We start from the raw sequence: 12,314 nt of genomic DNA, 5'->3' as shown, positions 1-12,314 counted from the left end.
CCTCGCCAATGGCCGCTGCTACGCTGAATGCGGAACCAGGTGGTCCCGTTCGCAGGGAATCGTCCGGCCTCGACTTCCCCTGGGGCGTGAGAGGACAAAGGAGTCGCTGTTGATGATGCGTAACCCGCTGCAGGAGCTCGTCGACCAGGGCCAGAGCGTCTGGCTGGACTACCTGAGCCGCGATCTGATCCGGTCCGGTCAGCTCGAAGAGTTGATTGCGACCGACGGCCTGCGCGGCATCACCTCGAATCCGACGATCTTCCACGGGGCCATCTCGGGCAGCGATACCTACGACGAAGAGATCGCGTCGCTGTTCGCCAGCGGCCAGGACGCCGAGGAGACCTTCGAGACGCTGGCGATCGCCGACATCCGGGCCGCCTGCGACATCCTGCTGCGGGTCTATGAGTCGACGCAGGGCCGGGACGGCTTCGTGAGCCTTGAAGTCTCGCCGCACCTGGCGCGCGATACCGACGGGACGGTGGCGGCGGCGCGGCGGCTGGCGGACCGCGTGGACTACCGCAACTTGATGATCAAGGTGCCAGCCACGCGCGAGGGGCTGCCGGCCATCGAGACGCTGCTGGGCGAGGGCATCAACGTCAACATCACGCTGATCTTTGCGCAAGAGGTCTACCGCGCGGTGGCCGAGTCGTATCTGAACGCGCTCGAAGCGCGCGCCGCGCGCGGCGAGTCGCTCGATGCCGTGGCGTCGGTGGCGAGCACCTTCGTGAGCCGCATCGACACGGCCGTCGACGACCAGTTGGAGGCGCTGGCGGCCAGCCGTCCCGACGCGGCCACCGAAGCCCGCGACCTGCTGGGACAGGCTGCCATTGCGAACTCCAAGGCCTGCTACCGAATCTTCGAGGAAATCTTCGGCGGCGAGCGGTTTCAGCGCCTGGCGGCCCGCGGGGCGCGCCGGCAGCGGCCGCTCTGGGCCAGCACCAGCACCAAGAACCCGGCGTATCCGCCGACGCGCTACGTGGACGAGTTGATCGGCCCCGACACCGTCAACACGATGCCCGAGAACACCATGACGGCGTTTCGCGATACGGGCGAGGTGCAGGAGACCGTTCGCGCCGATATGGACTTCTGGGACGAGGTGCTCGAACGGCTGCAGCGGCTGGGCATCGACCTGGACGCGGTGATGGACCAACTTGAGGACGAGGGCGTCCAGAAGTTCGTGGACTCATACGACGAGCTCTTGGCCGATCTGGACGCGAAGGCAGCCTCGCTGGGCGCCTGAGAACGGTCAGAACAAGGCTGTGGGCATGACCCCAATCCGTTCGATAACCCCTTCGACAGGCTCAGGGCGAACGGATTGGGGTCTATGTATGCCGCAGGACTCTATCTGTTCCGAGGTTCCCTAGGCATGTCCTCCACGCCGCGGCTGGCGATGCGCGCCACGACCCTCAACATCTCCGATGCCGAGGCCCGGGCGGGCGTGGAACGGCTGGTGCCACGGCTGTCGGACGAGGACGCGTCGCTCTGGTCGGATGAGGCCGGCCAGCGAGCCGAGATCGGCAACCTGCTGGGCTGGATTCGCATTGCGGAGCGGCTGGAGCCGGAGGCCGACGCCATTTCGGAGTGGGCGTCGCAGGTATCAGCCGACATCGACGACGTGGTGTTGCTGGGCATGGGCGGGAGCAGCCTGGCGCCGGAGGTGATGGCGGCGATGCTGCCGGCGGCCGCCGGGCGGCCGCGCCTGACGGTGCTCGATTCCACCGACCCGGCGACCGTGCGGCGGGTGAGTTGCGCCATCGATCTGGCACGCACGCTCTTCATCGTGGCGAGCAAGTCCGGCGGCACCCTGGAGACGGCCACGCTCTACGCGACGTTTCGGGCGCGGTATGAGGAGTGCGGGCTTCCCGACGCGGGGTCGCACTTCATCGTGATCACGGACCCCGGCACCTCGCTCGCCCAGCGCGCGTTGGACGACGGGTTCGCCCGCGCGTTTCTGAATGACCCTCGGATCGGCGGACGCTATTCGGCGTTGTCGTACTTCGGGCTCGTGCCTGCGGCGCTGGTCGGCCTGGATATCGCAGCGGTGCTGCGCGGAGCCGTCGAGTTTGGGCACGCGGCGCTGCGGGAGACTGATATCTCGCAAAACTCGGCGGTTTGGCTCGGACTGGCGCTGGGGGCGCTGGCGCGGCGCGGGCGGGACAAACTGACGCTGGCGCTCTCGCCGACGACGGCGCCAATCGGAGCGTGGATCGAGCAGTTGGTTGCCGAGAGCACCGGCAAGCATGGGCTCGGCATCGTGCCGGTGGACGGCGAGGCGCTCGGCGACTCGTCGGTCTATGGCGACGACCGGGTGTTCGTGGGCATCTCCGTCGGCGACGAGGCGCTGGACGGCCTGGATGCGCTGGCGGACGCCGGCCATCCGGTGGTCCGGTTCACGATGGGCGACGTGCACGACCTTGGCGCCGAATTCTGGCGCTGGGAGCTGGCGACGGCCGTCGCCGGATGGGTGCTTGGCATCAATCCGTTCGACCAGCCGAACGTCGAGGAGAGCAAGGCCAACACGGCGCGGGTGCTGGAGGGCGTGATGGACGGCGCGTCGCCCCTATCCGACCAGGCCACCACGGAGACCGGAGAGGCCCTGCGCGTTTCCGGTGAGTCGGGCATGACCGCTGCCGAGGCGGTGAGAGCATTCCTGGGCGACACGGCGCCGGGCGGCTATGTATCGATCCACGCCTATCTCGACCGCACGCCGGCGCAGGAGGCCCGGCTGCGACGGATTCAGACGTCGATTCGCGACCGCACCAAGCTGGCCACGACCTTGGGTTTTGGTCCGCGGTTTCTCCACTCCACCGGGCAGCTGCACAAGGGTGGACCGAATAGGGGCGTTTTCATGCAGATCATTGGCGATCACGGCGCGGACGTGCCGATTCCCGGCGAGGGCTATGGATTTGCCACGCTGATCGACGCGCAGGCCGAGGGCGACCTACGGTCGCTGCGCGACAAGGAGCGCCGCGTGCTCGGGCTGGTGGCGAGCGAACCGGCGGCGGCGCTCGACGAGCTTGCCGCGGTCGTGGAGACGCTGTCGTGAGCGCCGCGCAAGAGGCGACGCCCGCTACGGCCGTTGCCGCCGACGGCCAGGCGGCGCGCGGCAGTCATGACGCCCCGAAGCCCGGCGATCCCCACGCGCTGATCATCTTCGGCGGATCGGGCGATCTGGCTGGACGCAAGCTCATCCCGGCGCTCTACAACCTGCGGCAGGACGGACTATTGCCGGATCGATTCGCGGTGGTGGGGCAAGGGCGCCGCCCCATGGACGACGCCTCCTATCGTGCGAAGCTGCTGGAGGCGGCCTCGAAGTACTCGCGCAGCGGGGCGCCGGAGCCCGAGAGCTGGGACGACTTCGCGCAGCGGGTGCATTACCTCAGGGGCGACTCCAGCGACGACGAGGGATTCGACCGACTGACGGAGGAGCTCCCGGCGCTGGAGGAGGCGCACGGGACCGGCGGCAACCGCATCTTCTACCTGGCCACGCAGCCGAGCCTGTTTCCCGAGGTCATCAGGCGCCTGGGCGCATCCGGGCTGACCGAGTGCCCCGGCACCTGCCGCATCGTGATCGAGAAGCCGTTTGGGCGCGATCTGGAGTCCGCCGCCGCGCTGCACGCCATCGCGAACAGCGTCTTTGACGAGTCCCAGATCTACCGCATCGACCACTACCTGGGTAAGGAGACGGTGCAGAACGTGCTGGTGTTTCGCTTTGCGAACAGCATCTTCGAGCCGGTGTGGAATCGGCGCTACGTGTCGCACGTGCAGATCACGGTGGCGGAGGAAGTGGGCGTCGAGGGCCGCGGCCGCTACTACGAAGAGGCCGGGGCGCTGCGGGACATCATGCAGAACCACATGATGCAGCTGCTGGCGGTGGTGGCCATGGAGCCGCCGGTGGATTTTGGCGCCGACGCGATTCGCGACGAGAAGGTGAAGGTGCTGCGGGCGCTGCGGCGCATGAGCGTGGCCGACGTGCGCAAGCACGTGGTGCGGGCGTCCTACAGCGGCGGACGCATGAACGGCTCCGACGTGCCGGCCTATCGCACCGAAGACGGTGTGGCGGCCGACTCGCTGACCGAGACCTATATCGCGGCGCGGTGGTTCATCGATAGCTGGCGCTGGCAGGGCGTGCCGTTCTACATGCGCACGGGCAAGCGGCTGACCAAGCGCGCCACCGAAATCGCGATCCAGTTTCGCAGCGTGCCGCACCGGCTCTTCAGCGACTCGAGTTCGGACGGCGTGCCGCCCAACCGGCTGGTGATGCGCATTCAGCCCAACGAGGGCATTTCGATCACGTTCGAGGCCAAGCAGCCGGGACCGTCCGTGCGCGTGCGTCCGGTGCGGATGGACTTCGGCTACGGGCAGGGGTTCGCCGAGGAATCGCCGGACGCCTACGAGCGGTTGCTGCTGGACGTGATGCTGGGCGACCAGACGCTGTTCATCCGGGGAGACGAGGCCGAGGCGGCCTGGGCGGCGGTGATGCCGGTGCTCTCCGCGTGGCGCTTCGACGAAGGACATCCGCTGCACTCCTACCAGGCCGGAACCTGGGGCCCCGATGCGGCCGACGATCTGCTGGCGTCGGACGGGTTCCGCTGGCGGCGGTTGTAAGGGCGGCGTAGCGGCAGGGGGGCGCGACCGGGCGACTACGAGGGTTGCCCCCTACGTCGAATCTCTCAGGATGCGGGGCTTCTAATTCGGAGTCGAAATTAAACGCCGAACATGCCAAAAAACCCCTGCCCCAAGGTGATTCAGAGACACAATTCGGGCGGTGGCGGACGGTTTGAGACCCGCCTGGGTCGGCTCTTGAGCGCAATTGCGCGGGTTATCTGCTCGTCCCCTGTCGAAGCGGTCGAATAGCACTCCGTCACCCCGGCGCAAGCCGGGGTCCAGGTCCGGCAATCGCCGGCCGCACAAGCGGAACCGGACTGGATTCCGGCCTTCGCCGGAATGACGGACAAAACTGACCTGCTTTCTCGGGCCGTTTCGGCTTATGGCGTTCGCCTTTTGTTTGGTATAGTTGTCGGGCGGCAGGGCAGCGAAGGGCAGCCGTGCCGTGCGGGTGGACGTTCGACCCATTGAGTGCCGGTCCGCGCTGAATCGCGTGCGTGGGATGCCCTTCAAGTGGAGTCTGAATCCCTACCGCGGCTGCAGCCACGCCTGCTGGTATTGCTACGCGCGGCAGACGCACACCTACTTCGACCTTGACGGTGGGCGGGACTTCGAGCGCATTGTGTTCGCCAAAGTCAACGTCGCCGAGCGGCTGCGGGCGCAGCTTCAGTCGCCGCGGTGGAAACGCGAGACGGTGGCGGTGGGCGCGGCGACCGATCCGTATCAGCCGGTCGAGGGGCGCCTGAAGCTCACGCGCGCCTGCCTGCGCGAGTTCCTGGCCGCGCGCTCGCCGATCGGCCTGATCACCAAGTCGACGCTGCTGCGGCGAGACGGCGATCTCTTGCAGGACCTGGCGCGCGCCGCCGGGCTTTCCGTCACTGTTTCCATTCCCATCGCCGACGCGAATCTCTCCCGGCGCATCGAGCCGGGAACGCCGCCGCCGGACGAGCGATTTCGACTGGTCGCCGAGCTGGCGCGGCTGAAGCTGGACGTGGGGGTGAACATGGCCCCGGTGCTGCCGGGCCTGACGGATTCCAACGCCGCGATCGAGGCGGTGATGCGGCGGGCGAGGGATCACGGCGCGCGGCGCGTGGGCGTGGTGATGCTGCATCTGGACCAGGAGCCCAAGCGCTGGTTCATGCACCACCTGCGGCGGTACTTTCCCCACCTGGAGCCGCTCTATGGCGGGCTGTATCCCGACGATACGCGCTACGTCGACCAGACGGTCAGCAACGAGTTGCACGCGCGGGCGCAAGCGGTCCGGGAGACGGTCGGGCCCATGGAGGAGTCGTTGCCGGTGCTGGGACCGCCGCCGGCTCCGGCGCAGTTGGCGTTAGCAGACCTCTGAAGTGGCAAGGGCTGCCGTCATTCGCGACCCCAATCCGTTCGGTCACCCCTTCGACAAGCTCAGGGCGAACGGATTGGGGTCAAGGCTACGGCCTACATCAGACCCTCCTGGCGATCCGACCGCTTCTGATTCGCCAGGCGCTCCAGCCACTGGTCCACCGTGCGCTGGGAGCGCAGCCGCACCGCCTGTCCACCGCGAAGTTCGAGCTCCGCGGCGAGGTCGCGATAGAGGCGTCGCCGCGGCCGGTGGGTGCGGACATTCCAGAGCCACAAGCTGTCGTAGCTCAGGAATCCTCTGCGAAACGTCTCGCGCTGGGTCCCCCACAGGCGCTCGCTGGACCCTACGCGCCGCAGCGTGCGACGCAGCACGCGCCAGGTGATTACCCACAGCGGCAGGTCCAGCCACACCAGCATCTCGACCCGTGGCCAATACACCGCGCGAGCGCTCCGGTAGTTGCCCTCGACGACCCAGGCGTCGCCGGCCAGGGCGCGTCCGACCGCCGCGCGAAACTCCTCGCCGGACGGCTCGGCCCAGTCCGGATGGACCCAGTGCAGGGCGTCCAGCTCGACGTGCGGCGCATCCACGAGGCGGGCAAGTCGCCGGGCGACGGTCGTCTTGCCCGATCCGGAGAGGCCGACCACCGATATCCGGCGTGGCAGACGGCCCGACGGCGAGTCCACGCGCGGGTCCCCGTCGGAGCGGCGGCTTAGGCCGCGGCGAGGCGAATGAGGCTGGTCAGCTGTCCCGCGGCCAGGGCGTCCAGGCGCACGTGGGCCGCGGCCATCTGCTTGGCGAGCTCCACCAGCGAGCCGCTGCGGTTGTGGCGGCGGTCGGCGTCGACTACGAGCGCGGGCACGCGGTCGCGCGCGATGGCGCCGGCGGACTGCATGGCGTCGGTGATCGGATCGGAGCCCGCGGCCAGCCCGACGTTGGCGACGCCGTCGGTCAGCAGGATCAGGATGGGGCGCAGCTGGGCGTCACGCGCGCGTTCGCGCTCGACCACGAGCCGAGCCAGCTCTAGGCCGTGGGCCAGCGGCGTGCGGCCGCCGGTGGGCAGCTCGTGCATGCGGGCGTGGGCCACGTCGAGGCTGGAGGTCGGGGGCACGGTCTCGTAGGCCTCGGTCTTGCGAAAGGTGATGACGCCGACGCGGTCGCGCCGCTTATAGGCGTCCGCGAGCAGCGAGAGCACGGCGGACTTGGTGAGCTGCATGCGCCTCTGGGCCGCCATGCTTCCCGAACCGTCGACGACGAAGAGCATGAGATTGCCGACCTTGCGCATGCGCCGGTGCACGCGCAGGTCCTGGGCGTCGATCTGGGGCGTGCCCGGCTGGGTCCGGCGGGCGGCGGCGGCGCGGACGGTGTCGATCACCGCAATGTCGGGCGGATCGTCCGGGTCCATGGGCCGGCTGCGCACGGAGTGGCCGCGGCGACCCTTGACCTCGGCGCTGGTCCGTCGTCCCGTGCGCGGCTTTTGGAACGGGATGCGCTCCGGCGCGTTGACCGGCGGGGCTGTCGTCGCCTCGTCGCTGGCGAGCCGCTGGTCGGCCTCGGTGGCGTCGCCGGGCGGGCCGTTCTCCGCGGGACCGGAGGACATGGTCGAGTCGCTGGCGCCGGCGGCTCCGTCGGTGGCGTCGGCGGCGGAGTCGGTGGCCTGTGCCGGAGCGGGCCGCGCCTCGAAGGCCTGGATCGCGCGGTCGAGCTCGTCGGGGTCGAGTCCCGGCGGCGTGAATGGATCGCGACGGCGGCGGTGGGGCAGCGCCAGCTCCGCGGCGCGTCGCACGTCTTCCAGCGTGACCTCGGTTCGCCCGTCGAGCGCCGCGATGGTCTGGGCCGTCTTGTACATGACGATGTCGGCGCGGTGACCGTCCACCCCCATGGCATTGGCGATGTGTGTGATGAGCCCCAGCAGGTGGTCGCTGATTTCCACCGTCGGCAGCAGACCGCGCGCTCGCTCGATCAGCGCCATGAGGTCGTTCGTCGGCGACTGCCATTGCTCCAGGAATGCCGCCGTGTCGGTCTCGAAGGCGAGCCGGCGCCGCACGATCTCGGCGCGAGACGTCGGATCCCGATCGCCCTTGATCTCGGCGGCGAGTCCGAAGCGGTCGAGGAGCTGCGGGCGCAGGTCGCCTTCCTCGGGATTCATGGTGCCGACGAGGATGAACTCCGCCGGGTGGTGGTGGGCCACGCCCTCGCGCTCGACGCGGTTGACGCCGGACGCCGCGCTGTCGAGCAGCGTGTCGACGAGGTGATCGTCGAGGAGGTTGACCTCGTCGACGTAGAGGATGCCGCGATGCGCATCCGCGAGCAGTCCCGGTTCGAACGAGCGCCGGCCGTCCCGCAGCACGGTCTCGAGGTCGATGGTGCCGACGACGCGGTCCTCGGTGGCGGATACGGGGAGGTCGACGACACGAACTCGCTGGGACTCAATCTCGATCGAGACGGAAGCGCCGCGCTTGTCGCGGCACTCATGGCAGAGGTTGCCGGAGTCCGGGTCACAGCGGTAGCGGCAGGTGGCGACGGTGATGGCCGGGAGAATCACGGCCAGGCCGCGCACCGCCGTGGACTTGGCGGTGCCCCGCTCGCCGCGAATGAGGACGCCGCCGATGGCGGGGTTCACGGCGTTGGCCAGCAATGCCAGCTTCATCCGGTCCTGGCCGACGATGGCCGCGAAGGGATAGGTCACGCCGATGGTGTCGGCGGCGGTTTCGGTGGACACAGTCAGCGTGGTCGCGGCGGGCGTGGAGCGGAATTCTCAGGCGCTCCAGTGGCGAAACGGCGCTGCCACAGGTGACGGGCGGCCCAGCCCGCGGCGACGACGAGACCGATGATGCCGATGACCTGCGACTGCTGCAGCCCGGCGAACAACATGTTCTGGTCGAGACGCAAGAATTGCAGGCCCAACCGCAGCGCGCTGTAGCCCGCGACGACGAACCAGTAGGTGTAGAGGTTGCCCATGTAACGGAACACGATCCACAAGGCGGCGGCGAAGATGACGAAGTCACCGAGCATCTCGTAGGTCGTGGCCGGGTGGACCGGAAAGCCCTCGATCTCAGGTCGGACGGGACCCTGCCCGAGCGTGTTGGGGTGGGTGTAGGACACCGCCCAGGGAAGGTTGGACGCGAGGGCATGGTGCTCGCCGTTGATGAGATCCCCGATGCGTCCGATGCCCATGCCGAAGATGGTGCCCGGCGCGCCGATGTCCAGCGCGGTGCGCACGGGGAGGCGCATCCACCAGGCGGCCCCGCCCACGCCAATGGTGCCGCCGATGATGGCGCCCCAGACGGTGATGCCGCCCTGGTTGAGCTTGAAGATGCTGGCGAAGTCGTGGGCGAACTCGAGCTCCCAGTTGTCAATGACGTAGAGCAGTCGCGCCACGACGATGCTGGCGCCCACGCCCCACAGGGCGAGCGTGGTCACCTCGTCGGTGGTGATGGTCGACCGGCGCGCCAAGCGCCGCGCGACGAAGACGCCCACGATGATGCCGATGACCGCCCACAGGGAGTGCCACGTGAAGCGGAAGTCGCCGATGGCGAACAGGTCCGGGTCCCACGGAATCTCGATGGCGTACACGCCGCAGCCTCAGTCGGTGACGGGGCCCACCGGAGGACCCGCGGCCCGATGGTACCTGCCGTGGCGAGGGCAATGGCGGAGCGTCGATACGCCGATGGGGGGCTTGATGGTCACGTTCGCCATGCACCCTGCGGATGCGTGGCTCAGCCGGACCCTCACCCTAACCCTCTCCCCGAGGGAGAGGGGACCGGACGGACCCTCACCCTCACACTCACCCTAACCCTCTCCCGGGGGGAGAGGGGACCGGATCGCGTCCGGCTTGCAACTCTTCGGCCAGGGCGGCCATGCGGGCGTCGACGGGCTGGCCCGACGACATGACGTCGTCGATGGCCGGAAGCAGGCGCTCCTGGGCGATCGCCGCGCCCGGTGTTTCGAGCGAGGGGCGGCGCCAGTGGGCGGCGGCTTCGGTGAGGGTCCCGAGCGAAAGACCCTTCGTTTCCGCAAACGTTTCGAGTGCGGGCCTCCAGGCGGGCAGGCCGCGTGCGCCTGGGGCCGGCCAGGCTTCGGTGACCAGCAGCGCCGCAACATCGACGGCGGCTTCGATATCTCGGGCGTCCGTTGCAACGGCCACGTAGTCGGCAGCTACCGGCACGGCGCGACGCCTGTCGTCCCACGCCGGCAGCGGCGCCAGCTGCCACGCGCCGCCCGATGGAAGCTCGTCGAGCACCCAGGCGGAGCGAAGCATCATGGCGATCCTGCCCTCGGCCAGGGCGTTGTGCGCGTTCAGCAGCCCGTCCCAGGCATACGGCGGCGGGGAGACGGCTTCGCGATGGATGAGGTCGGCGTACCACTGCCATCCGGCGCTGGGGGCGACGTGGGCGCCGGTCCAGAACCGGCCGCCGGACGACGTCGCCATGGTCTCGATCTCCGGCACGTCGGCGACGACGCCCCAGCCGTGGGTGAAGCGCTCGCGATCGGTGAGGCGGCGCGCCGCGTCCAACCACTCCTGGTAGGTGGCGCCGGGTTCCGTGACGCCGGCGCGCTCCAGGGCTTGCGGATTGACGAATCCGTAGACGGGGTACCCGCTGAGCGGCAGTCCGATGCGGGCCTGGTGGTGCTGTCCGAGCCGCTCCAAGGCCGGCAGCAGGTCGAGGCCGCCGAGCCAGGCGTTGAGCGCGAGCACCAGGCCCTCGCGGGCGAGTCGCGCCAGCTGCGTGCCGGGGACGCCGGCGACCAGATCGAACGCACCACCGCGACGGGCCCCGGCGATGAGTTCGGCAAGGGCTGCCGGTGACGGGGTGGCGTGCGAGACCTGGAGATCGATATCGGGCCGCCGCGCGGCGACGGCTGCCACACGCTCCGGCCACGGCGACTCATTGCGACCGAGCACCATCAGGCGGACCGTTGTGGAGTCGGCCTCCGCCGCTGCCGCGAGGGACGGCTGATGGAGGTCCTGGCCGGCGAATACCGCACCGGTGGCGGCCAGCACTCGGGCGGCCACCGCCGAGCTTGCGCCCCGCAGCAGGGAGCGTCGCGAGAGGCGCTTCGGCGCGCGGCCGATGCCGTGTCTCAGCCTTGCCGTCCGATGTCGCGGCGTAGCCTTGGGACCAACGCATGGCGCGGGGCGCCGCGTAGGGCTTGTGCAAGAACCACGACGGTTTGGCGCTCGGTTCTTCGAACCGGGGTGGCAGGCATGCGACTATTGAGTGCGTGGAATTGCAGCAAGAATCGCACGGGCTGTGCGTGGTGGGTGGTAGATGTACGACATCGCGATCTTAGGCTCAGGACCGGCCGGCCTCACGGCCGCTATCTATAGCGCGCGCGCGAATCTCTCCACGGTGGTGATCACCGGCGAGATGTTCGGCGGGCAGATCGCCACGACCAACGACGTCGAGAACTACCCGGGGTTCTCCGAAATCGAGGGACCCGATCTCACGATGCGGATGCGGGAGCAGGCTGAGAAGTTCGGCGCCGAGATGCTGGTGGACACGGTCACCGAGATTGACGTCAACGGTCCACCATTCACGCTGAAACTGATTTCCGGCGAGCTGACGGCGCGTGCGGTGGTGGTGGCCACCGGCGCGACAGCGCGGCAGCTCGAAGTGCCGGGCGAGCAGGAGTATTGGGGACGCGGCGTGTCGTTTTGCGCCACCTGCGACGGCGCGTTCTTCAAGGACGTGCCGCTGGCGGTCATCGGCGGCGGCGACAGCGCGCTGCAAGAGGCGCTGTTCCTCACGCGATTCGCTTCCAAGGTCACGGTCGTCCACCGCCGGGACCAGCTGCGGGCCGGGACCTATCTGCGGATGCGCGCGGAAGAGGACCCGAAGATCGAGTTTCTGTGGAATCGCGTGGTCGCGTCGGTCGAAGGCGACGAGCGTGGCGTCACGCACCTGCGACTGCGCGACGTCAACTCTGGCGAAATGAGCGATCTCGCCGTCGAGGGCATGTTCGTGTTCATCGGGCACTTTCCCAACACGGCGATGTTCGAGGGCAAGCTGGAAATGACGGACGACGGCTACGTGGTGTCCGACCGGCGCATGCACACGAGCGTCGAGGGCATTTTCGTGGCCGGCGAGGCGCAGGATCACTACTTCCGTCAGGCCATCACCGGGGCCGGCGAGGGCTGCATGGCGGCCATGGAGGCGGAGAAGTTCGTCGCCGGGCTCGAGGGCGCGGACGCCGGCGTGCCCGTGGAGGCCGCAGCGGTCGGCTAGGCGGCGACGCCCGTCAGGGGGCGTGTGCGGGTGGGCCTCACGGCGGCAACTGACGTGTCGGCTGCGGTACACGGTCAGCCAGCGAGACGTTGGATCGGCTCCGGACGGGCGGGTTTGAAACCCGCCCCTACCGT

The 12,314-nt window shown here is 69.0% G+C and carries 9 protein-coding genes; 5 read left to right on the top strand and 4 right to left on the bottom strand.

Features of this window, described 5'->3' with window-relative positions:
* Nucleotides 1-112: 112 nt before the first annotated feature.
* From tal to OXG79_06145, 4 genes are all read left to right on the top strand, one after another.
* On the top strand, nucleotides 113-1,240 hold the full coding sequence (gene tal / locus OXG79_06160) for a transaldolase (protein ID MCY3783351.1): 1,128 nt from the start codon (nucleotides 113-115) through the stop codon (nucleotides 1,238-1,240).
* 126 nt (nucleotides 1,241-1,366) lie between these two features.
* Nucleotides 1,367-3,046 (top strand): glucose-6-phosphate isomerase, encoded by a 1,680-nt coding sequence (locus tag OXG79_06155; GenBank protein ID MCY3783350.1) that lies wholly within the window; start codon nucleotides 1,367-1,369, stop codon nucleotides 3,044-3,046.
* Nucleotides 3,043-4,608 carry a glucose-6-phosphate dehydrogenase gene (gene zwf, locus OXG79_06150; protein MCY3783349.1) on the top strand — a complete coding sequence of 522 codons (1,566 nt, stop codon included), beginning with the start codon at nucleotides 3,043-3,045 and terminating at the stop codon, nucleotides 4,606-4,608. The genes OXG79_06155 and zwf overlap by 4 nt, the downstream gene beginning before the upstream one ends.
* Nucleotides 4,609-5,110: 502 nt before the next feature.
* Complete coding sequence (locus OXG79_06145; protein MCY3783348.1) at nucleotides 5,111-5,956, top strand: radical SAM protein; 846 nt, start codon at nucleotides 5,111-5,113, stop codon at nucleotides 5,954-5,956.
* Between the two features lie 92 nt (nucleotides 5,957-6,048).
* Here the strand turns inward: OXG79_06145 and OXG79_06140 are convergent, their stop codons facing one another.
* The 4 genes from OXG79_06140 to OXG79_06125 all read right to left on the bottom strand — a co-directional run bounded on the left by OXG79_06140 (nucleotide 6,049) and on the right by OXG79_06125 (nucleotide 10,967).
* Complete coding sequence (locus tag OXG79_06140) at nucleotides 6,049-6,597, bottom strand: hypothetical protein (GenBank protein MCY3783347.1); 549 nt, start codon at nucleotides 6,595-6,597, stop codon at nucleotides 6,049-6,051.
* A gap of 65 nt (nucleotides 6,598-6,662) precedes the next feature.
* Entirely contained in the window at nucleotides 6,663-8,672 is a 2,010-nt protein-coding gene (locus tag OXG79_06135; protein MCY3783346.1) for a magnesium chelatase subunit D family protein, read from the bottom strand.
* 2 nt (nucleotides 8,673-8,674) lie between these two features.
* Nucleotides 8,675-9,526: a prolipoprotein diacylglyceryl transferase gene (locus OXG79_06130; protein ID MCY3783345.1), complete on the bottom strand. Its 852-nt coding sequence runs from the start codon at nucleotides 9,524-9,526 to the stop codon at nucleotides 8,675-8,677.
* Nucleotides 9,527-9,737: 211 nt separating this feature from the next.
* Nucleotides 9,738-10,967, bottom strand: a complete 1,230-nt coding sequence (locus OXG79_06125) for an extracellular solute-binding protein (protein MCY3783344.1) — start codon at nucleotides 10,965-10,967, stop codon at nucleotides 9,738-9,740.
* Between the two features lie 256 nt (nucleotides 10,968-11,223).
* Here OXG79_06125 and trxB point away from each other — a divergent pair, with 256 nt between their 5' ends.
* Nucleotides 11,224-12,180, top strand: a complete 957-nt coding sequence (gene trxB / locus OXG79_06120) for a thioredoxin-disulfide reductase (protein ID MCY3783343.1) — start codon at nucleotides 11,224-11,226, stop codon at nucleotides 12,178-12,180.
* The last annotated feature ends 134 nt before the right edge of the window (nucleotides 12,181-12,314 follow it).

Source organism: Chloroflexota bacterium (genome assembly GCA_026706485.1).
In the GTDB taxonomy this organism is placed as follows: domain Bacteria; phylum Chloroflexota; class UBA11872; order UBA11872; family UBA11872; genus JAJECS01.
The sequence above is the reverse complement of the archived record's forward strand: the minus strand, read 5'-3'. Positions and strand labels throughout refer to the sequence as shown.